Annotated in this window: 17 protein-coding genes and 1 riboswitch; of the genes, 5 read left to right on the top strand and 12 right to left on the bottom strand. The window is 66.4% G+C overall.

Annotation, left to right across the window (positions count from 1 at the left end; genetic code table 11):
- Window positions 1–156 precede the first annotated feature (156 nt).
- Window positions 157–774: a DUF4136 domain-containing protein gene (locus tag RO07_RS17425; protein ID WP_160118104.1), complete on the top strand. Its 618-nt coding sequence runs from the start codon at window positions 157–159 to the stop codon at window positions 772–774.
- 144 nt (window positions 775–918) lie between these two features.
- Here the strand turns inward: RO07_RS17425 and RO07_RS17420 are convergent, their stop codons facing one another.
- The gene (locus RO07_RS17420; protein WP_039404402.1) at window positions 919–1,476 is read right to left on the bottom strand and encodes a TMEM165/GDT1 family protein; all 558 of its coding nucleotides are present in this window, start codon (window positions 1,474–1,476) and stop codon (window positions 919–921) included.
- 14 nt (window positions 1,477–1,490) lie between these two features.
- Window positions 1,491–1,675, bottom strand: a riboswitch (yybP-ykoY riboswitch).
- A 107-nt stretch (window positions 1,676–1,782) separates the two neighbouring features.
- Window positions 1,783–4,185, bottom strand: a complete 2,403-nt coding sequence (locus RO07_RS17415; protein WP_039404401.1) for a pentapeptide repeat-containing protein — start codon at window positions 4,183–4,185, stop codon at window positions 1,783–1,785.
- A 296-nt stretch (window positions 4,186–4,481) separates the two neighbouring features.
- On the opposite strand from RO07_RS17415, the gene RO07_RS17410 reads away from it, so the two are divergent.
- The 3 genes from RO07_RS17410 (at window position 4,482) to RO07_RS17400 (ending at window position 6,133) form a co-directional block, all read left to right on the top strand.
- A complete protein-coding gene (locus RO07_RS17410) occupies window positions 4,482–4,946 on the top strand; it encodes a type III secretion system chaperone (protein ID WP_039404400.1) in 465 nt (154 codons plus the stop codon).
- A gap of 82 nt (window positions 4,947–5,028) precedes the next feature.
- Entirely contained in the window at window positions 5,029–5,910 is an 882-nt protein-coding gene (locus RO07_RS17405) for a hypothetical protein (protein WP_072637088.1), read from the top strand.
- A gap of 10 nt (window positions 5,911–5,920) precedes the next feature.
- Complete coding sequence (locus tag RO07_RS17400; protein ID WP_269466450.1) at window positions 5,921–6,133, top strand: hypothetical protein; 213 nt, start codon at window positions 5,921–5,923, stop codon at window positions 6,131–6,133.
- A 255-nt stretch (window positions 6,134–6,388) separates the two neighbouring features.
- On the opposite strand, the gene guaD is transcribed toward RO07_RS17400, so the two are convergent.
- The 6 genes from guaD to xdhA all read right to left on the bottom strand — a co-directional run bounded on the left by guaD (window position 6,389) and on the right by xdhA (window position 15,508).
- On the bottom strand, window positions 6,389–7,726 hold the full coding sequence (gene guaD, locus RO07_RS17395; protein ID WP_052266679.1) for a guanine deaminase: 1,338 nt from the start codon (window positions 7,724–7,726) through the stop codon (window positions 6,389–6,391).
- 19 nt (window positions 7,727–7,745) lie between these two features.
- Window positions 7,746–9,113, bottom strand: coding sequence for an NCS2 family permease (locus tag RO07_RS17390; protein ID WP_039404397.1), 1,368 nt, complete (start codon window positions 9,111–9,113; stop codon window positions 7,746–7,748).
- 350 nt (window positions 9,114–9,463) lie between these two features.
- Window positions 9,464–10,504: an adenosine deaminase gene (locus RO07_RS17385; RefSeq protein ID WP_052266678.1), complete on the bottom strand. Its 1,041-nt coding sequence runs from the start codon at window positions 10,502–10,504 to the stop codon at window positions 9,464–9,466.
- Between the two features lie 79 nt (window positions 10,505–10,583).
- Window positions 10,584–11,675 carry a xanthine dehydrogenase accessory protein XdhC gene (gene xdhC, locus RO07_RS17380; protein ID WP_039404393.1) on the bottom strand — a complete coding sequence of 364 codons (1,092 nt, stop codon included), beginning with the start codon at window positions 11,673–11,675 and terminating at the stop codon, window positions 10,584–10,586.
- Entirely contained in the window at window positions 11,675–14,023 is a 2,349-nt protein-coding gene (gene xdhB, locus RO07_RS17375; RefSeq protein ID WP_039404391.1) for a xanthine dehydrogenase molybdopterin binding subunit, read from the bottom strand. The genes xdhC and xdhB overlap by 1 nt, the downstream gene beginning before the upstream one ends.
- Window positions 14,024–14,035: 12 nt before the next feature.
- Complete coding sequence (xdhA, locus tag RO07_RS17370; protein ID WP_039404389.1) at window positions 14,036–15,508, bottom strand: xanthine dehydrogenase small subunit; 1,473 nt, start codon at window positions 15,506–15,508, stop codon at window positions 14,036–14,038.
- Between the two features lie 271 nt (window positions 15,509–15,779).
- On the opposite strand from xdhA, the gene RO07_RS17365 reads away from it, so the two are divergent.
- On the top strand, window positions 15,780–16,745 hold the full coding sequence (locus RO07_RS17365) for a LysR substrate-binding domain-containing protein (RefSeq protein WP_039404388.1): 966 nt from the start codon (window positions 15,780–15,782) through the stop codon (window positions 16,743–16,745).
- A 101-nt stretch (window positions 16,746–16,846) separates the two neighbouring features.
- Here the strand turns inward: RO07_RS17365 and RO07_RS17360 are convergent, their stop codons facing one another.
- The 4 genes from RO07_RS17360 to RO07_RS17345 form a co-directional block, all read right to left on the bottom strand.
- Window positions 16,847–17,359: a disulfide bond formation protein B gene (locus RO07_RS17360; RefSeq protein ID WP_039404386.1), complete on the bottom strand. Its 513-nt coding sequence runs from the start codon at window positions 17,357–17,359 to the stop codon at window positions 16,847–16,849.
- Between the two features lie 170 nt (window positions 17,360–17,529).
- A complete protein-coding gene (locus tag RO07_RS17355; protein ID WP_039404384.1) occupies window positions 17,530–18,915 on the bottom strand; it encodes an amidase in 1,386 nt (461 codons plus the stop codon).
- 2 nt (window positions 18,916–18,917) lie between these two features.
- Window positions 18,918–19,670 carry a GntR family transcriptional regulator gene (locus RO07_RS17350; RefSeq protein WP_237171286.1) on the bottom strand — a complete coding sequence of 251 codons (753 nt, stop codon included), beginning with the start codon at window positions 19,668–19,670 and terminating at the stop codon, window positions 18,918–18,920.
- A gap of 14 nt (window positions 19,671–19,684) precedes the next feature.
- Window positions 19,685–20,371 (bottom strand): DUF2848 domain-containing protein, encoded by a 687-nt coding sequence (locus RO07_RS17345; RefSeq protein ID WP_039404382.1) that lies wholly within the window; start codon window positions 20,369–20,371, stop codon window positions 19,685–19,687.
- Between the last annotated feature and the right edge of the window lie 41 nt (window positions 20,372–20,412).

Raw genomic sequence — 20,412 nt, 5'->3', positions numbered from 1 at the left:
GTGTCGGCTTTTGAGTCGCTTTACGGAAAATCTGCTGAATTTTGGCGCGGCGGCCACGTCAAATGAGCGACATGGGGCGCGAGGTGCCGTCCTATGCTTAAATCGGCGGGGGCGACGCGCATTCGGCGCCCGCGGCCTTCTCTGGAGCAGTCAATCATGTGGAAACGATGGGGAATGGCGACGCTGGCGCTCGTCAGCGTCTTGCTGGCGGGCTGTGCCAGCACGGTCACGAGCCAGGTGACCGCGTTCGGCGATTCGCCGGGCTTCGACGGCCCGCGTACCTACGCGCTCACGCGCACCGCCGAGCAGCAGAACAACCAGGAGCATGCGACTTACGAGCAGTGGCTGCGCGCGCGCCTGGCCGGCGATGGTTTCCGCGAGCAGAGTTCCGCGAGCGCGCACTATCTGATCGGCATGACCTACGGCATTTCGCAGCAGGTCATGCGGGTGGCCGAGCCGGTCTACGATCCGATGTTCGCGCCCGGCCCGTGGGGTCCCTGGGGGCCGTGGGGACGTCCGTGGGGCTGGTACGGTTATCCGTATGGCGCGCCGCCGGCGTATGTCCAGCGTGATTACCCGTATGCGGTGGCGGGGCTGCAGCTGCGCTTCGTCGATCGCGCGAGCGGCAAGGAGGTGTATCGCGTACAGGCGAATACGAGCGACGCCGGACCGTCGCTCGCCTCGGCCATGCCGTTCCTGATCGATGCGGCGCTCAAGCAGTTGCCGTTCCCGAGCGGGTGGACGGTCAACGTCGAGCAGACGGTCGGACAGTAGCTCGGGCGGTAGGTCACAGGCAGTCGCTTCGGGGCGTCGTGAGGCGCGACGGATCCTGGTCGCACCGTGGGCGGATCGAGCCGCCCGCCACGCCGGCGTCAAGGCATGCACGAGTCGTGCGTGACCTGACGCCGGCGTTGTCGTTTACTGCATCAGCGTGATGATGCCGAGCACGGCGAAGATCACGGCGGCCACGGCATGCACGGCCTTGGTCGGCAGGCGGCCGGCGAACTTGTGGCCGACCAGCACCGCCGGCACGTTGGCGAGCATCATGCCCAGCGTGGTGCCGGCGACGACGCCGAAGAAGTCCTGATAACGTGCGGCGAGCATCACGGTCGCGATCTGCGTCTTGTCGCCCATTTCCGCAATGAAGAACGTGATGACGGTCGAGACGAACACGCCGAACTTGCGGCGCGTGTCGGCCTCGTCTTCGTCGAGCTTGTCGGGGATGAGGATCCAGATCGCCATGCCGAGGAACGATGCGACGACGGCCCATTTCATGATGGCCGGGCTGACGGCGGTCGACAGCCATTCGCCGACGGCGCCGGCAAAGCCATGGTTGACGAGGGTGGCGACGAAAATACCGAGAATGATCGGCACGGGCTTCTTGAAGCGCGCGGCGAGCACGAGGGACAGCAGTTGGGTTTTATCGCCGATTTCGGCGAGCGCGACCACACCGGTCGAGACGAGGAATGGGGACACCTTGTTATATCTCCGCCGGGCCGTGTACACGCGAGCCAATGACAATGCGTCCCGGCCCGGTTGGCGGAAGCATCGTCATCGGTCTCGCCAGGCCCGAGGGCTGCGCACGCCATAGCCGGAACCGGCCAAGTCTGTTGACGTACGCCCCTGCCCATGACGGATGTCTACGGCAGGGCGGCTACTCCCCAATGAGGACTCGAATCATAGCATAGGCGAATGGTATGTCGAGTGACCATCGGGCGACGCCTTGCCGGCGCAGCGATGGCCGCGCCGTGACTGGATGTCGACAGCCGGATACCGCAGGGTTCAACGCCAGGCGTGCGGGTAAATCGCATCGTAGGCGAGTCTCAGCTCGCGCGGCGCCGACGGAGACAGGACATGGGCCGTGATGTCACCAGCGAGCATTGCCGTGCATCGGGCGAGCTCGGGCGTGTTGCCGACCAGCACGTCGCGCCATGCGCTCGCCGTGGCGTCCGTGACCAGGGAGGCCGACATCGCCATCGCTTCGTTGAGCAGCGCGCAAGCGGTTTGCCGCAGCGCGTAGGGCGAGGAGGTTTCGGTGCCCAACCCCAGGCTCGAACTGAGCCGGACATGCCGCAGCGATTCGATCAGCAACATCGCGGCAGGCCCGTGCGTCATCTCATGCAGGACGGGAAGGGCCGCCGCGAGCGCCTCGAGCATGGCGCGGCGAACCGGCGCGCGCAAGCGTGCACCCGCCACCTGACGCGGCAGTGCGACGCCAGTGTCCGGCATGTCGAGAAGGCAAGGAGAGAGCATGCGCGGCAACCGGAGTTGCCACGCGTGGCTCGTCAGATCGGGCGCCGGGTCGGGGCCGGGCTGATAGCCGCACGCCGCCATGACGGCGTGCAGAAAACGCTCACGCGCAAGGTCACCGCCGCCGACATCGGCTGCATTCTCGGCATCGACCGCATCAGCGGCATCAACGGTATCAACCGCATCAAACTCCTCACTCGTATCACTCGCTTCAACTGCGTCGCCGGTATCGAGGTCATCGTGACTGCCGTGGATGCCGTGCACCGTTGACGCTGGCGGGGGGAGCAGGGCGTCGAACACCGACGCGCAAAGCTGCCGTTGAGCGCACGACGAGGCGACGTAGGCGTCGTGAAGCAAACGCGAAGGTAGCAGCGCCTGCAAGGGGCTGCCGTTCGGCACGACCGCGAAGGGGGCGTCCGGTGCGGGTCTCGACAGGCAATAGACGTGCCCCCACGGCGGCAGGCGTTCTCGCCGGGCGACGGCGCGGAGCAGCGCGGGCTCGCACGCGACGGCGTCGAGCCTGTGCGCGTCGATGAACAGGCAGGTGTCCTGCGCCAGTCCGGGGAGCACGGCTTCCAATGCACCGACGGCCGGTGCGACGTCTTCATGCGAGTGAAACGTATCGCAAAGCGCGTGCGCGAGCGCGTTCAGGCTGGCATGTGCACGCGCGGCGTCCACGATCTGGTGGATGGCGCCCTGACACGACGTGACCCATCCCGGCTCGGCGGCGATATCGAGCAGGTATTGCATGTAGAACGCCAACTGCCTGTGCGTCAGGTCGGCGGGCATGATCGAGACGTTCCACTTGGGCAGCAGTCCCATCGGCAGAAAGTCGTCGATGAACGCCGTCACGTGCAGATCGGCCCAGTAGAGGGGATCCTCCAGCGTGTCGAGCCAGATGTCGATATGGTCCCAGACGAGCGACTCGGCGCGCCCGGTGTGGCGAACGATATCGATGAACTGATGCATGAGTTCGCGCTTGAGGCCGACGTGGCGCGCATCGATCGAAGCGATGCTGTGCAACACACCCCAGGGGCGAGCGCTTCCGGTGTCGTCATCGTTGCGCAAACCACAGTCGGGCAAGCGGGCGAAGGCTTGCGGATCCAGCGAGATATGCGCGTCGTCAAGACAGGCCTGGGAGAAATCGACGGCGAGCCTGCGCATTCTCAATAGCCTGGCGCCCTGGCATTGCGCCCCCTGCAGCGACACGTCGTCGAGGGCGGTGCCGCTCAGGTCGGCATTGCGAAAGTCGGCAGGCTGCGCGAATACGTCGTCGTCGTCATCCAGCGGCGCAAAGACGGCATTTCGCCAATGGCCGTCACGCAAGCACGCACCCGAGAGGTCGGCGCCGCGCGCGCTTACCCAGCGGATGTGCGAACCCGTCATGCAAACCGACGGCAGCTTCAAACCGTTCAGATTCATGCCGATCAGCTCGACGCCGTCCAGCCGCGTGCCTTCACCTCGAGCCAATTGCAGCACCGCCCCCTTGGCATGCCCCGTCCAGCGATTGAACGATTCGCCCTGAGGCACCGACTGCGCCGCCCATTTGGCAAACCACTGGCGTGTGGCTTCGGGCGCCGCCTGGAAGTTTCGCCAGATCTGCCGTGCGATGGCGCATGGGGAAGCGTTGTCTTCCGTCACTCCCCGTTCGTCGGCAATGACCCGGGCGACGGCGCACTGAAATCGCTCTGACAGATCGAGGTCGCACCGAAATTGCACGCAGGTGCCTCCGAACTGAATCGACGCCGATTTCGTGGCGACGGCGTAGGCGCCCAACAGGGCGCGAATTGCGTCGCGCGCGCCTTTGGCCGAGGGGCCGTACGCCAGAAGGTCGTGAAACTCGTCGGCGGGTGGCTGGGACGAATCGGACGGACGGTCGGCGTCGTCGCTGGAGCTTGAGCGTCGATAGAACGCTGTGTCACCGGTGACCTGCATGAATGAAATTCCCTCTCCTGTTTTCCTGGGGTTCGACTGCGCACGCATGGTCGTCGCGATTGGCGTTCGTTGATAGCGCGCCATCGAGATTTAGGACATGCCTGAGGCTGACTTGCCTCGATTCGCCCAAAGCCCACCGGGCGTAGAACCGGTCCGGCGTGCACTCCTCCAAGCCGGGAAATTTGCAGCGGTGGGCTGCATGCGAGAGGCGGCGCGACGCGCGATGAATGGCGCGCGGCGTTGTGCAAATCGATGCGTGAGTGAGCGGGTGAACTGGTGAAAAGGAGGAAAGCGCGATGACGTTGGACTTTTATGGCCGGCTGTTGCGGGAGTTCGGTGCGGCAACGGGAATCGGCCGGCTGTCGTTCAACGACGATGGTGTGTGTGTCTTCGTCGTGGACGGGGGCGTTCATTGCGCGCTGGCGTATATCGCGAACGACGACTCGCTGACCATGCTCTGCGAGCTGCCTTGCGACGATGCGCCCCTGGCAAACGATCTGTGTCTGTCGAAGATGGTCGAAACCTCGCTCAACTCGCTGGCCGGCGATGCGCCGAGTGTCGGGCGCGACCCGATCTCGGGGGCGTGGATCGCTTACCGGCGCCTTGCGCGACACGCCCTGAACGTGGAAATGCTCTCGGAAGCACTGTCGGAATTCGTCCTCTGGGCGTTGCAAAAACTGAATGCGCCCGTCGACGCGCAATCGGATATCGATCGCGCCGACAGGCGGGTCTTCGGTGAAAACATAACAAGGGTCGTCTGACCCGACTTCATGGCAGGAGGCAAACCGCCGTGCACGGCGTCACGTCGATGCACATCGATCCAACCCCGTATCAGGTAACGCTATGTCATTGGATAAGGTGTTTCATCCCCCCGCGCCCGTGCATCGGGCACTCGCAGGTGCCGTCGATCAGGAAGCACTCGACGCGCCTGGGCAGTTGCAGTCCCGGCACGGTGCACTTTCGCTCGCACCGGCGACGCCACAGGCCGCCCGCTCGCTGACCGGCGTGGTGGCACGCGCATCGAGCCAGGCGGTGGCGTCGCGCCGCGCGGCGGCGTTCGCGGATTACCGTAGTCTGTCGGCAGATCGCCAGATTGCTGCGACCCAGGCCGTGCCGCTCAAGATGGCGGCCGCGCAGGCGCCGGCTACGCTCACACAGATGCTGGCGGTCGCTCCGCAGGCGAAAGCCGAGATCGATGAGCTGGCGCAGCGACTTGCCGAGCCGCATCGCGGCACGGTGCTGCGTGGCCCCATCAAGTCCGCGGTGCGTGCGCAGCAGAAGGTCGACGCCGACTATGGCGGCGATCCCACACGCCTCAAGGATCTGGTGCGCAATACCATCGTGGTGAGCGCCCCGTCGATGGGGCCGGTCACCGAGTCGCTACGACGTCAGGGGGCGGCCGTCAAGGTTATCGATGGCAAGAGCGACCCGCTTGGCTACAGCGGCGTCAACAGCTCGATGAAGACGAGCTTCGGGATCTTCGGCGAGATTCAGGTCAACACGCCGGCCATGCTGTATGCCAAGCAGGGCGGCGAGAAGGTGAGGCAGCAGCTGGGCGACGCCGTCTTCAATGAAGTCGCGAGCCGCACGTCGGTGCCGGGCGGGATGGGGCACAAACTGTACGAAGAATGGCGCGTGCTCTCTCCCGACGATCCGGCCGCACAGGTCATCGCGCAGAAGAGCCGTACCTACTACGACACCGTGAGGGCAGACAATGGGTATTGAAAAAGGAAAGTTGTTTCGCGACGCAGACGTGTACATCGACTACCCGTTCGAAGCGGTGATGTACCGCTGGGATCATGTTGCGCGGGACGTGCATGTGCGGTTCTATGGTGCTGACGAACTCGCGGCGCCTGTGGCGCACGACAATCATCTCTTCAACGAGGCGATCCGGTTCGGCACGCAGGTCACGCGCGAGCGTTACGAGCAGGGTAATCCTGTGGTGTAGGGATAGATCGACACCCTCCGGTGCGTGCAAGCCGCAACGAAGTCACCAGACGGAATCACGTGCCGGAGCTCGTCGACGAAATGCAAAACGGCGGAAGGCAAAAAAGGGCAGCCGTGGCTGCCCAAGGAGATCCCCGGCCGCATGCCCCTTGCGCGCGACCGGCGACCGCGAGACATCCCATGCCGCGCCAGGGCGACGGCAGGAAATCTCTCGCGTAAGCCGTGACGTCCCGGCACTTCACCGGGACGTTTTCGCTTAGTGTGCCGCGCGGCGATGCACCGGCTTGCCGGCCGCATAAGTGGCGGCGACGGCGCGATCGTCGCCGAGCATCGCGAACGCGAACAGCAGTTCTTCGAGCGATTCGGCTTGTGCCGTGCGACGCGCGAGCAACGGCGTGGCCTTCGGATCGAGCACCACGAAGTCGGCTTCCGCACCCACGGCCAAGGTGCCGATCACGCCGTGCAGATCCAGCGCATGCGCGGCGCCCTCGGTGGCCAGATAGAACATCCGTTCGGCCGAGAGGTGATAGCCCGACAGACGCGCGACCTTGTGCGCTTCGTTCATCGTCTGCAACATCGAGAAAGTGGAGCCGCCGCCCACGTCGGTCGCGAGCGTGACCGGCATGCGAGTGGCCTCAGCGGCGGCGAAGTCGAACAGGCCGCTGCCGAGAAACTGGTTCGACGTCGGGCAATGCGCCGCGACCGTGCCCGTCTCGAACATGCGGCGGCGATCGTGCTCGTCGAGCCAGATGCAGTGACCGTACACCGCGCGCCTGCGCAACAGCTTGTAGTGATCGTAGACGTCGAGATAGCTGCGATGTCCCGGGAACAGCGAGCGCACCCATTCCACCTCGTCGGTGTTTTCGGCCACGTGGCTCTGGATGAAGACGTCATCGTAGCGCTGGGCCAGCTCGCCGCACACGCCGAGCTGCGCCTCGGTCGACGTCGGCGCGAAGCGCGGCGTAAGCGCGTAGAGCTGGCGACCCTTGTTGTGCCAGCGCTGGATCAGCGTCTCGCTGTCGCGTGCGCCGCTCTCGGCGGTGTCGCGCAGAAATTCCGGACAGTTGCGATCCATCATCACCTTGCCGGCGATCATGCGCAGGTTGCGCGCATCGCTCGCCTCGAAGAAGGCGTTGACCGAGCCGGGGTGCACCGTGCAGTAGACCATCGCGCTCGTGGTTCCGCCGCGCAGCAGTTCGTCGAGGAAGAACTGGGCGACGTCGGCCGCATATTCCGGATTCTCGAAGCGCCGCTCGGTCGGGAAGGTGTACTTCTCGAGCCACGGCAGCAGCCCCGGCGCCGGCGACGCGATCATGTCGGTCTGCGGATAGTGAATGTGCGTGTCGATGAAACCGGGCGTGACGACCTTGCCGCGCAGATCCTCGATGGGCGTGCCTGCCGGCAGCGTGGGCGCCACCTTGGCATAGTCGCCCACGGCCGTGATGCGGCCGTTTTCGAAGGCGACGATGCCGTCGGTGTGGTGCACGGTGCCGGGCGTGCCGTCGAGCGAAGCGCGCGCCGGGTCGTGCGTGAAGTAGACCAGTTGCGCGCGCACCGCACGTGTGTCTCGCAGGGCTTGGTTCGTGGGGGACATTGACGGGATCCTTCTATCGTTACATTTGCGTGAGCAGCAGCACGGCCAGCACGGCGACAATCCACATCGCCGGCTTGATTTCCTTCACGCGTCCCGTGAACAGCTTGAGTACGACGAACGCGAGAAAACTGTAGGCAATGCCGTCGGTGATCGAGTACGAGATCGGAATCATCACGAGCGCGATGAAGCTCGGGATGGCCTCGTCCATGCGATGCCACTCGATACGCGCCACCGACTCCATCATAAACACGCCGACCAGAATCAGCGCGGGGGCGGTTGCGATGGCGGGCACCAGCGAGAGCATTGGCGACAGGAACAGGAATGGCAGGAACAGCAGGGCGCAAACCAGCGCCGTGAGGCCCGTGCGTCCGCCCTGGGCGATACCGGCGGCCGATTCGATGTAGGCGTTCGCCGGGCTCGTGCCGAGCGGGCCGGAAATCAGCACCGAGAACGAATCGACGATCATCGCCTGACGCATATTGCGCGGATTGCCGTCGCGATCCTTCATGTTACCGGCTTCGGCAATGCTCATGAAGGTCGAGAGCGTATCAAAGAACGCAGTGAAGAGCATCACGAAGATGAACGGCAGATACGCCACCTTCAGCGCGCCCCGCAGGTCCAGCTGGCCGATGCCCGAGAAGTCCGGCGCGGCGAAGAAGCCCTGGAAGTTGACCAGCGTGGCGGTGGCGATCTCCTTCGGGAAATACGCGCTGCCATCGCCCCACAGGCGGCCGATCGGAACGGCCATCAACGTGGTGGCGACGATGCCGATCATCAGTGCACCGTTCACGCGACGCGCGACGAGCACCGTCGTGAGCGCCAGACCGATGAGGAAGGTGAGCGTGGGCGGCGACAGATGGGCGAGGCGCACCACGGTGACCGGATCGCTTACCACGAGCCTGGCGTTGACCAGGCCAATCACGGTGATGAACAGACCGATGCCGCAGGAAATCGCGTAGCGCAGGTTGGCCGGAATCGCTTCGACGACGAAGCGGCGCACGTTGAGCGCGGCGAGCAGCGCGAACAGGATGCCCGACCAGAAAACGCAGCCGAGCGCCGTCTGCCACGGCATGCCCACGCCGTGGACCATGGTGAATGCGAACAGTGCGTTCAGGCCCATGCCGGGCGCCACCAGCACGGGGTTGCGCGCATACAGACCCATCGCACAGCTGCCGAAGAAGCTGATGAGCACGGTGGCCGTAAGCGCGGCCGGGAAGGCCATGCCCGTCTTGGACAGAATGGCCGGGTTCACGACGATGATGTACATCGCCGCGAGGAAGGTCGTGATACCGGCGATCACTTCGGTGCGCACGGTCGAGCCGAGTGCGCCGATACCGAAATACCGGTCGAGCAACGAGGGCGTCGAGGCCGGTTGCGCGCCCGCCACGCGCGTGCTGTCGTGAGCCGCTTCGGGCGCGGCACTACCGGCCGGGGGCTGAGCGATGAGTCCATGAGGTGTTGTCTCCGATGTTCTATATGTCGTATGTGTTCGACGGCCGCGGTGTGGGGGCACCGCGTCACGCGCAGTCGTGCACGCTCGAAAAATAGCATCGGGTCCGGATGAAAATATTCCCCATGCGGAATGTTCGACATCATCGCGAACTAATGTGGCAGGAGACGTTGACGTTCGGCTCGGCTTATCTCATTTTGCGCGCCATGCGGCGTACGGGTGGTGCGGTCGAAAAAACGCCCGACATCGGTCGGGCGTTTGGCTCGAGGCTGTCCGAAGCGCGGCGATCAGGCCGGCTGGGCCGCGCGAAAGCGTTCGAGCTCGCCAAGCAGACGCTGCTTCTCGGCGGCGTCGATGAACGACGCTTCGAAGCTGTTCCTCGCCATCGTGTAAGCGTCGTCGAGCGTCATGTCCAGCGCATCGAACGTCGCGAGGAAATTCTCGTTCAGGTAGCCGCCGAAATAGGCGGGATCGTCTGAGTTGATCGTCACCGCCAGGCCTCGCTTGAGGAGCTGATGCAGCGTGTGCTGGCCCATGTGATCGAACACCTTGAGGCGCACGTTCGATAGCGGGCACACCGTGAGCGCGATCTTCTCGCGTGCGAGACGATCGAGCAGCGCCTCGTCTTCGATGGCGCGCACGCCGTGGTCCACGCGCTCCACATGCAGCAGGTCCAGGGCTTCGTGAATGTAGGCGGGCGGACCTTCCTCGCCGGCGTGCGCGACGATGCGCAGACCCAGCGCGCGGCAGCGCTCGAACACGCGGGCGAACTTGGCTGGCGGATGTCCTTGCTCGGAAGAATCGAGACCCACGCCGACGAGGCGATGGCCGTGGCTGTTGAAGTAGGGCAGCGCAGTCTCCAGCGTGAGCAGCGCATCTTCCTCGGACAGATGACGCAGGAAGCACAGGATCAGGCGGCTCGTGATGCCATGTTGCGATTCGGCTTCGCGCAGCGCACGCTCGATGCCGTTGACCACGGTTTCCATCGAAACGCCGCGCGACGTGTGCGTCTGCGGATCGAAAAAAATTTCGGTGTGACGGATGTTGTCGGTGGCCGCGCGCGCCAGGTAGGCGCGCGTCATGTCGTGGAAATCTTCCTCGGTGAGCAGCACGCTGGCGCCCGCGTAATAGATGTCGAGGAACGATTGCAGATCCGTGAAGGCGTATGCGTCGCGCAGCGCTTCCACGCTCGGGTACGGCAGCTTGACGCCATTGCGTTCGGCGAGCCGGAAGATCAGCTCGGGCTCCAGTGTGCCCTCGATGTGCACGTGCAGCTCCGCCTTGGGCATGGCGCAAAGGGTCTTGGCGAGTTCTGGCGTGAGTGGCATGGATAGGTTCTGTCGTTGGGGGGGATGGGCGCGATTTTACCGTCGCTCACGCATGCCGGTCATGTCCCGGCCCGGCGGCTCACGCGGAGGCGCCCGCGTCGTGCGACGGCGCAGCGGCGCCTGCGGGCGCGCTCTGACGCATCTGCTGTTCGCGAACGCGCAGCAACTGCGCGGCCACGGCAATGGCGATCGTGGCGGGTGCCTTGCCCGTGATGCCGGCAACGCCGATCGGGCAGATCATCTGCTCGAAGCGCTCGGGCGCCACGCCGCGCTCGCGCAGGCGGTGCTCGAACTGGCGGCGTTTGGTCATCGAGCCGATCAGGCCGAAGTAGGCGAAATCGTTGCGCTTGAAAATCTCCTCGCACAGTCGCTGGTCGAGCGCGTGGTTGTGCGTCATCACGAGAAAATAGGCGCCCGGCGGCGCTTCGGCGACGAGGGCCTCCGGCGTGTCGGTCGACTCGATCACGGTGTTGAGCGGCGCCGTCTCGGGGAACGTCTCGGTGCGCTCGTCGGCCCACGTCACCCGGCAGGGCAGCGTGGATAGCACTTGCACGAGGGCTTGCCCGACGTGCCCCGCGCCGAACAGCACGATGTGGAAGTCGCTGGGGGCGAGGCGCTCGCTGAGCCACAGCCAGCCATCGTTGGCCTGCCAGAAGGCGCACGCGGCGTCGTCGGCATCGCGCGTCAGCGTGTGCGGATGGGCGAGCGGTTCGCGTGCGTCGAGCTCGGTCAGCACCACGGGACCGCCTTGCTGCGCGCTCGCGGCCGCGTCGGCGCCGGGCGCGCCGAACGCCACGCTGCGCAAGCTCGCTTCGCCTGCCGCGAGACGCTTGTGCAACGCGCTCACCCAGGCCAGGTCGGCGAGCGTGAGCACTTCGAATGCCAGTGTGACGGCGCCGCCGCAGCACTGGCCCAGGCTCGGACCGAGCGCGAAACGCTCGACGTGACGCGCCCCCTGCTGCCCGTACTGGCGCAGCAATTGCCGGGCGACCTCCATTGCACGCCATTCCAGGTGTCCGCCGCCGATGGTCTCCCACACGTGCTCGCGGGTCACGAGCAGATGGGTGCCGGCCTCGCGCGGCGCCGAGCCTTCGACACGCGCGATCGTCACCAGTACCGCGGCTTCGCCGCGGACCAGCAGCTTGTGAGCGGCGTCGACCCAGCGATGCATCAGGCAGCGCTCCGCGTGCGCAGTTCGGTGATCGCCATGAGCAGCGCTTCGGACGTGGCCGGGGCATTGAGCACGGGCTCGTCACGGTAGTCGTTCACGCTGGCTACCGCATCACGCAGCGCGTTGAACACCGAGAACGGCAGCAGCAACGGCGGCTCGCCCACGGCCTTCGAGCGATGGATCGAATCCGACACGTTGACGTTCTCGAACAGCGCCACGCGGAAGTCCGTCGGGCAATCGCTGATGCCGGGGATCTTGTAGGTGGAGGGCGCGTGCGTCATGAGCTTGCCGTCCTTGTTCCACCACAATTCCTCCGTGGTCAGCCACCCCATGCCCTGAATGAACGCCCCTTCGACCTGTCCGATGTCGAGCGCCGGGTTGATCGACTTGCCGGCGTCGTGCAGCACGTCGGCGCGCAGCAGACGCCACTCGCCCGTCAGCGTGTCGAGAATCACCTCGGAGACCGCCGCGCCGTAGGCGAAGTAGAAGAACGGGCTGCCGTTCATCGTGGCGGCGTCCCACGACAGGCCCGGCGTCGCGTAGAAGCCGTCGGACCACAGTTGCACGCGCGCCCAGTAGGCCGCTTCCACAAGTTCGGGGAAGGGGATGTCGTGGCCGTTCGCGCTGACGACGTCGTTGGCGAATTGCACGTCATCGGCCGAGCCGCCGTACTTCTGTGCGGCGAACGCGGCCAGACGCTGGCGGATCTGCCAGGCGGCATTCTGCGCGGCCTTGCCGTTCAGGTCGGCGCCGGTCGACGCCGCCGTGGCCGAGGTGTTCGCGATCTTGCTCGTGTCGGTCGCGGTCACGCGCACGTGCGAGAGATCCACGCCCAGTTCGTGCGCCACCACCTGCGCGACCTTGGTATTCAGACCCTGGCCCATCTCGGTGCCGCCGTGATTGACCAGCATCGAGCCGTCGCGATAGACGTGCACCAGCGCCCCGGCCTGGTTGAACGCCTGCACGTTGAACGAGATGCCGAATTTGAGCGGCGTGAGCGCGAGGCCCTTGCGCAGCACCGGGCTCGTGCGGTTGAACGCGCGCACGGCTTCGCGACGTGCGCGGTACTCGCTCGTCCGCTCGAGTTCGGCGACGAGCTCGTGAATGACGTTGTCCTTGACGATCTGTCCGTAGGGCGTAACGTTGCGCTCCGTCTTGCCGTAGAAGTTCGCGCGGCGCACGTCGAGCGCGTCCTTGCCGAGACGGCGGGCGATGGCGTCCTGCAGCACTTCCATGATGAGCGCGCCTTGCGGGCCGCCGAAGCCGCGAAACGCCGTGTTCGACTGCGTGTTCGTCTTGCCGCACAGCGCGCGCAAATCGGCGTCGGGCACGAAGTAGGCGTTGTCGAAGTGGCAGATCGCGCGCGTGGCCACCGGTCCCGACAGGTCGGCGGAGAAACCGGCGCGCAGCGTCATGTCGACCTTTGCGCCGGTGATGCGGCCGTCGTCGTCGAAGCCCACGTCGTATTCGAAATAGAAGCCGTGACGCTTGCCGGTCATCATGAAGTCGTCGTCACGATCGAGACGCAGCTTCACCGGGCGCTTGAGTCGCGTGGCGCACAGCGCGGCGACACACGCGAACAGGCCCGACTGCGATTCCTTGCCGCCGAAGCCGCCGCCCATGCGACGGCACTCGACCTGCACCTGATGGCTGTGCCAGCCCAGCGCGTGCGAGACGAGCGCCTGCATCTCAGTCGGGTGCTGCGTCGAGCAATACACGTGGACGCCGTCGTTTTCCTTGGGAATCGCGTACGAAATCTGCCCTTCGAGATAGAACTGCTCCTGCCCGTTGCACTCGAACGTGCCGCTCAGGCGGTGCGGCGAGGCTTGCAGGGCGGCGTCGGGATCGCCGCGACGCAGATGCAGCGGCGGCAGCACGCCCGCACCCGCGGCCCTGGCGGCCTGCGGCGTGAGGATCGCCGGCAGGTCTTCGTACTCGCCCTTGGCCAGACGCGCGGCGCGGCGTGCGGCGTCGTGCGATTCGGCGACCACGGCGAACATCGGCTGGCCGATGTACTGCACCACGCCGTCGGCGAGGATCGGGTCGTCATGGATGACCGGGCCGCAATCGTTCACGCCGGGGATGTCCGCGGCGGTCAGCACGGCGACCACGCCCGGCGCGCGGCGCACAGCTTCGAGATCGAGCGAGAGCACGCGGGCGTGCGCCTTGGGCGATGCGCCGAGCGCGCAGTGCAGCGTGCCTTGCAGTTCGGGGATGTCGTCGGTGTACGTGGCCTCGCCCGCCACGTGCAGCACCGCCGACTCGTGCGGACGCGAGCGGCCCACCTGGGCGCTGGCTGCCGCGGCGGTACCGGTCTGCGTCATGAAGCCTTCAACCTGGGTATTCATGGGCAACTCCGGTTAGACGTTGGCGAACGCGTTGACTTCGTGCGCCGCGAGCGGCGCGTCGGGGCGCGTTTCCAGGAAAAAACGATACAGCAGATTCTGCGCGCCGGCCAGGCGATAGGCACTCGTGGCTCGCATGTCCGAGAGCGGTTGGTAGTCCGTGGGCAGGGCGGCCATCGCGGCTCGTACGGTCGCTTCGGTCCACGGCCGGCCGTTCAGCGCCGCTTCGATGGCGCTGCCGCGTCTGGGCGTGGCCGCCATGCCGCCGAAGGCCACGCGCGCGGCGTGCACGGTGCCGCCGTCGAGCTCGATGGCGAACGCGGCGCATACGGCCGAGATGTCCTGGTCGAAGCGCTTGGCGAGCTTGTAGGTCCGGAAGCGTTGCGCGTCGGCGGGAAAGGGCACGCGAATGCCCTGCACGAATTCACCGGCTTCGAGCGCAGTCTTTTGATAGGCCACATAGAAGTCCTCGAGCGGCATCTCGCGCACCACGCCTTCGCGATGCAGCACGATGCGCGTGCCGAGCGCGATCAGCGCGGGCATCGAATCGCCGATGGGCGAGCCGTTGGCGACGTTGCCGCCCAGCGTGCCCGCGTTGCGGATCGGGAACGAGGCGAAGCGCTGGCGCAGTTCGGCAAGGTCTGGATAGTGTCTGACGAGCGCATCGAAAGCATCGTTGAGCAAGGCGCCTGCGCCGATATGGATGCCGTTCGGACCTTCCGAGATATCGCGCAGTTCCGCGACCTGGCCGATGTAGATCAGGTGCTTGAGTTCGCGAAACTGCTTGGTGACCCACAGGCCCACGTCGGTGCTGCCGGCGAGAATGCGGGCGTCGGGGTAGGACGCCCGCAGGCGGCCGAGCTCGGCGAGCGTGCGCGGTGCATGGAAGACGTGACCGTCGTGCTCGTAGGCGAACGTGTCGCCGCGTTGCAGCGCCTGCAGTTGTCTGGCCAGGGCGGCGCGGTCGAATTCGCGGCGCGGGAGGTCGAACATCTTCTGCGCGGCGTCGACGATCGGCCGGTAGCCCGTGCAGCGGCAAAGATTGCCGGAGAGCACGTCGTCGATCTCGCGGCGGTCGGGACAGCCCGCCTCGGCGGGACGATTCAGATACATGGCCCACAACGACATCACGAAGCCCGGCGTGCAGAAGCCGCACTGCGACGCATGGCAGTCCACCAGCGCCTGTTGCACCGGGTGCAGCTCGCCGGTCGGAGCGCGTAGATCCTCCACGGTGAACAGGGCCTTGCCGTCGAGCGTGGGCAGAAACTGGATGCACGCGTTGACCGCGCGCAGATCCACGTTGCCATCGCCGGTCAATTCGCCGATCACGACCGTACAGGCGCCGCAATCGCCTTCGGCGCATCCTTCCTTGGTGCCGGTGCAGTGCAGGTCTTCGCGCGTGTACTGAAGCACGGTGCGGGTCGTGGCCTCGCCCGTGACCTCGTGCACCTTGCCGCGGTAATAGAAGCGGATGGCTTGTGTCTCCATGGTTCTCAGTGTAGTGCAGTGATTGATGCGTCGTTGGAATGCCGCCCGGCGGTGTTGGGGGGCGTCCGAAACGTCTGCAAAGGCCACTGACGCTCGCCGACACCGCCGGGGGACCGCGCCGGGACGGGTCCGGCGTGGGGATGAGCCGAAGATAGCACCGGCGGCGAGGGGAAATATTTCGTGGCCATGATGATGCCTATTCGGTCGCCCCGATGATGCGGCATTGTCATAAACTATGGCTCAACCCCAGCCGCCAGAGCGCCCCCTGCCCATGCAAAGACTCCGCGAACAGATCGACGCCTACCTGCTGCGGGTGCTCCATACGCTGCTCACAGAGCAGAGCGTCTCGCGTGCGGCCCTCAAGCTCGGCCAGTCGCAGCCGGCCATCAGCAACTCGCTGCGCCGTCTGCGCGAGATCACGGGCGACGCCATCCTGGTGCGCGGCAAGAGCGGCATGGTCGCGACCGAGCGCGGCCGCGAACTGCTTGGATACGCCACCGATGCACTCGCCGCCATCGACCGCATCACGCATCCCACGACGGAATTCGCGCCGCAGACGACCACGCGCGCCTTCCGCCTCGGCGCACCCGACTACCTCGACGCCGTCTTCCTGCCCAACATCGCCGAAGTGCTGCGGCGCGACGCGCCGTCGTCACGTCTGCACGTGCAGCCGATCAATGCCGGTTTCGACTACGCGGGTGCGCTGGAGAACGGCACGCTCGACGTGGTCATCGGCAACTGGCTCGAACCGCCGCCGCAATTGCATATGTCGCGTCTGTTCGACGACGAGGTGGTCTGCATGCTAGGCGCGCAACATCCCCTGGCGAACAAGGGCATCTCGCTCAAGCACTATCTGGAGCTGCCGCACCTGGCGCCCACGCCGTATGTCGCCGAGCGGCAGAGCTTCATCGACGGCTGTCTCGCGGAGCAGGGCCTGCGCCGCAACATTCAGATGACGATGCCGTATTTTGGGCTGGTGCCGTACGTGCTGATGCGCACGGATCTGGTGTTTACGACCGGGCGCCAGTTCGCGCAGCACTACGCCCGCTATCTGCCGATTCGCGTGTTGCCGTCGCCGTTCGCGTTTCCGCCGATGCGCTTCTATCAGCTCTGGCACGAGCGCACGCACGCCGCGCCCGAGGTGACGTGGCTGCGTCGGCGGGTGGCGGAAGTGGCCACCGAGCTCGATGCCGCCAATGGCGGCGGTGCGGAGTCGCCCGCACTGGCCCGGACGTGAGTGAGCGGCGGCGAGTCGTTCGCGGCGTTCGACGTTTGCCGAGCGCGGTTGCCGGCCGGCGTGGCCGAAGCGCGAGGTGAGCGGAGATGTGCTGGGATGCCTCAGCGCAGCGAAATCGCACGGCGCGGACGATGCAGCGCCAGCGACAGGAAGATCACCACGAATGCGGCGAGCGACCACATCGGCAACGTCAGACCCAGAATCGGCGGGTGCACGGTCTGGCACATGCCCTGTACCTGGAAGACCTGCGGGAGCCAGCGCGACGTCGGCAGCGCATCGACGAACGCCTCGACCACGTCGTAGCCGCAACTGACCAGCGGGTTGGCCTGCACGTAGATCAGATAGGCAGACGCCGCCATGCCGCCAATCGCCGACAGCGCGGCGAGCAGGCGCGCAACCTGAATGCCCGCCCAGCTTCGCGACACGGCGCCCACCAGACCGAAGATGGCGATGAGCACCAGCGCGTAGCGCGCCAGAATGCACAGGGGGCACGGATCCTCGTGGCGGACGTACTGGAAGTACAGGGCGCCGCCCAGCAAAGCGAGGCTGACGACGGTCATCAGGAAATACAGTTTGCGTTCGCGGCGCAGGGCCGGGTCGATTTGAGCGTTCATGTCACTTCGGGCGGTGGGCCATCACAGATCCCGCGAATCCCCGCATGACGCCGGGCGGCAGGCACTTGGGCTGGGATTGTAACCCCAGCCCGATCCGCGCGTGAGACGAAAAATCACGGAACTTTTTGCTCGAAAATCAGACGTTTGCGGCCAGCGGCGGCATTGACCGCTCAGCCGCCGAGCCCGGCGGCGCGCAGCGTCTGTTCGATGGCGCGGCCGACCGGAAACAGGCGGGCGTCGTCACCGGCCGCGCCGCTAAGCATCAGCCCGATCGGCGCCTCGCCCTCGGCCTGACAGGGCAGCGAGAACGCGCAGCCGTCGATCATGTTGATCGCCGTCGGGTTGCGCAGCACGAGTGCGTTGGTCGCGGTGAAGGTCTCGTCGCTGGCTTCGAGCGGTGCGATGGCCGGCGGCGTGAGCGGCACGGTCGGGCACAGCACGGCGTCGAAGCTCTGCCAGACGGGATTCGCCGCAGCCATGAGCGCCGCACGCGCTTCGAGCAGATCGATGTAATCGGCGGCTCCGGCCGGCTCGCCCTTGCGAATGCGCACGAGCACGCGCGGATCGTAGTCCTGTGCGCGTTCGGCGAGCAGCTTGCGGTGCCATGCAAAGGCTTCGATGGGGGAGAAGCCGAAGCGGTTGATCGCGGGCAGGTTGTCGAACGGCTCGAATGTGAATTCGATCAGCGTGGCGCCAGCCTTCGCGAGAGCCGACAGCGCGCGTTCGTAGATGGCGATGGCCGCCGGCTCCGCACCGTCGAGCACATAGTTGGTCAACACGCCGAAACGCATGCCGCGCACGTGACGCGGCACGAGCGGCGATTCGTCGACCGGATTGCCCGAGAGAATCGCGTCGACGCGCGCGCAGCAATCCACCGAACGACCGATGGGGCCGACCGAATCGAGCGACGTCGAGAGCGGCAACGCGCCGTCGCGCGGTGTCCGGGCCGCCGTCGGCTTGAAACCGGTCAGGCCGCAGAACGCCGACGGGATGCGGATCGAGCCGCCCGTGTCGGTGCCAAGCCCCACGGCGGCCATGCCGTCGGCGACCGATGCCGCCGCGCCCGACGACGAGCCGCCTGCAATATGGCCCTCGGCGCGCCGCCACGGCGAGCGGGGCGTGCCGTAATGGGGATTCAGGCCAAGTCCCGAGAAGGCGAACTCCGTCATGTTGGTGCGCCCGACGATCACCGCTCCCGCCTGACGAAGACGGGCCACCGCGAGCGCGTCGCGCGTGGCCGCGGGGGCATCGTCGAGCACTTTCGAGCCGGCGCGCGTGACCTGGCCAGCGACATCGAACAGATCCTTCACCGAAACAGGAATGCCCATGAGCGGCGAGAGACGGGCGCCTGCGCGGCGCAGCGCGTCGAGGCCGTCGGCAGCCTCGCGTGCGGCCTGCGCGTCGACCTGGGTGAAGACGACGCTGCCCTGGCCGGTGGGGTCGGCGATGCGCGCGAGGGCCTGCTCGGTGAGGGCGCGGCTGGTAGTGCGCCCGGCGTCGAGCGCGGCGGCGAGTTCGGACAGGGGGCGTTGCAGATCGATGGCGTCGGTGCTCATGGTCAGATCGCTTTCAGGATATGGGTGCGGAATTCTTCGATGTGCCGGGCAATGGCGCGGCGCGCGCGCTCGGCGTCGTGGGCGGCGAGCGCTTCATACAGTTCGAGGTGTTCCTCGTAGACGTCTTCCAGATGGCTCGGCGTGGACAATGCGAGAAACCAGAAGCGCAGCGAGCGCTCGTGCAGGCCGCGCAACAGCTCGGCAAGCGTCTGATTGCGCGAAGCGCGCGAGATCGCCAGATGGAAGTCGCGGTCGATGCGCATCATGGCGGCGACGTCGCGCGCGGCGATGGCGTCGCGCGAGCGTGCCAGCACGGCCGCGATGGCTTCGAGGTCGGCCGGCGTCGCCGCGCGGGCGGCCAGCTCGACACAGTACGTCTCGTTGATCATGCGGACGTCGATGATCTCGAGGGCGTCGTTCAATGAGACGGGGGCCACCATCGCGCCCTTGCGCGGCAGGATGACCAGCAGTCCCTCGAGCGCGAGCCGGTGCATCGCCTGATGGACCGGCGTGCGTCCGAGCCCCGTCGACTGCATCAGCTGCGCTTCGTTGAGCGTCTCGCCCGGGCGCAGACGCAGCGTGATGATGTCGTGCTTGATCGCCTCGTACGCCCGCTCGGTCAGACTGCGGCCGTTGGTCGGCGAGGCTGGGGATGCATCCGATCGGGCAGGAGGCGCGGAGGTGCCGGCCGCCGTGCTGGACGTTGCGGCCGCGGCGGGCAGGGCATGGGACTCGAGGGAAGTGTCGTTGGGCATCGGGTCAGGCGGAGTCAGTCGGCGATCGCCAGCGCCTGGGTGGCGTAACGATGCCGGATCGTGCGGCCGAGGACCGGGTCGTGCAATTCGATCTCGAACACATCGCCGCCGGCCACGCCGCCAATGGCAGCGAGTGTGCCACAGAACATGGCCGCACCCGCCGGCAAGCCGTCGGGCCCGAGCTTCGCCATCAACTCCTGTGGCGACAGGAGTCCGGCCACGGTGCCTTCCTGATACAGACGACGTTGGCCGCTTACGGTCACCCACGAGCGCAACGTCAATCGATCCCAGTGCGCGGCCACCTCGTCGAAACGCCATGCCTCGCGGGCGACGGGTTTCGCACATACCTGCTTCGAGACGGTCACGCCGTACGCTTCGACTTCGCGGTCGGTGTGATCCGAGCCGACGCTCACGAGCAGTTCGTCCCCGCAGCGCACGAGCACGCATTCGGCTTCGCCGCTGCTCGTCTCGCCGACGACGTCGATGGCGTCGTCCTGCGAGAGCAGCGCCGGTGCCAGCCGGTAGAAGCACGGCGTGCTCGACGGGCGGCGAACGCCGAGCGCGGCCAATTCCGCGATGTGGTGCTCCACGGCGTCGCGGTCGCGTCCGGCCCAGCCGGCAATGATCAGCGTGTCGACCGGCGCGGCGACCGGGGCAGTGGCGCTCGGGGCTGGCACCGAAAAGGTAAGACGGGAAGTCATGCGTCTAAAACTCCGGGATGGGCGGCGGGGTAGTCCGTCGC

Source organism: Pandoraea pulmonicola (genome assembly GCF_000815105.2).
GTDB lineage: Bacteria > Pseudomonadota > Gammaproteobacteria > Burkholderiales > Burkholderiaceae > Pandoraea > Pandoraea pulmonicola.
The sequence above is the reverse complement of the archived record's forward strand: the minus strand, read 5'-3'. Positions and strand labels throughout refer to the sequence as shown.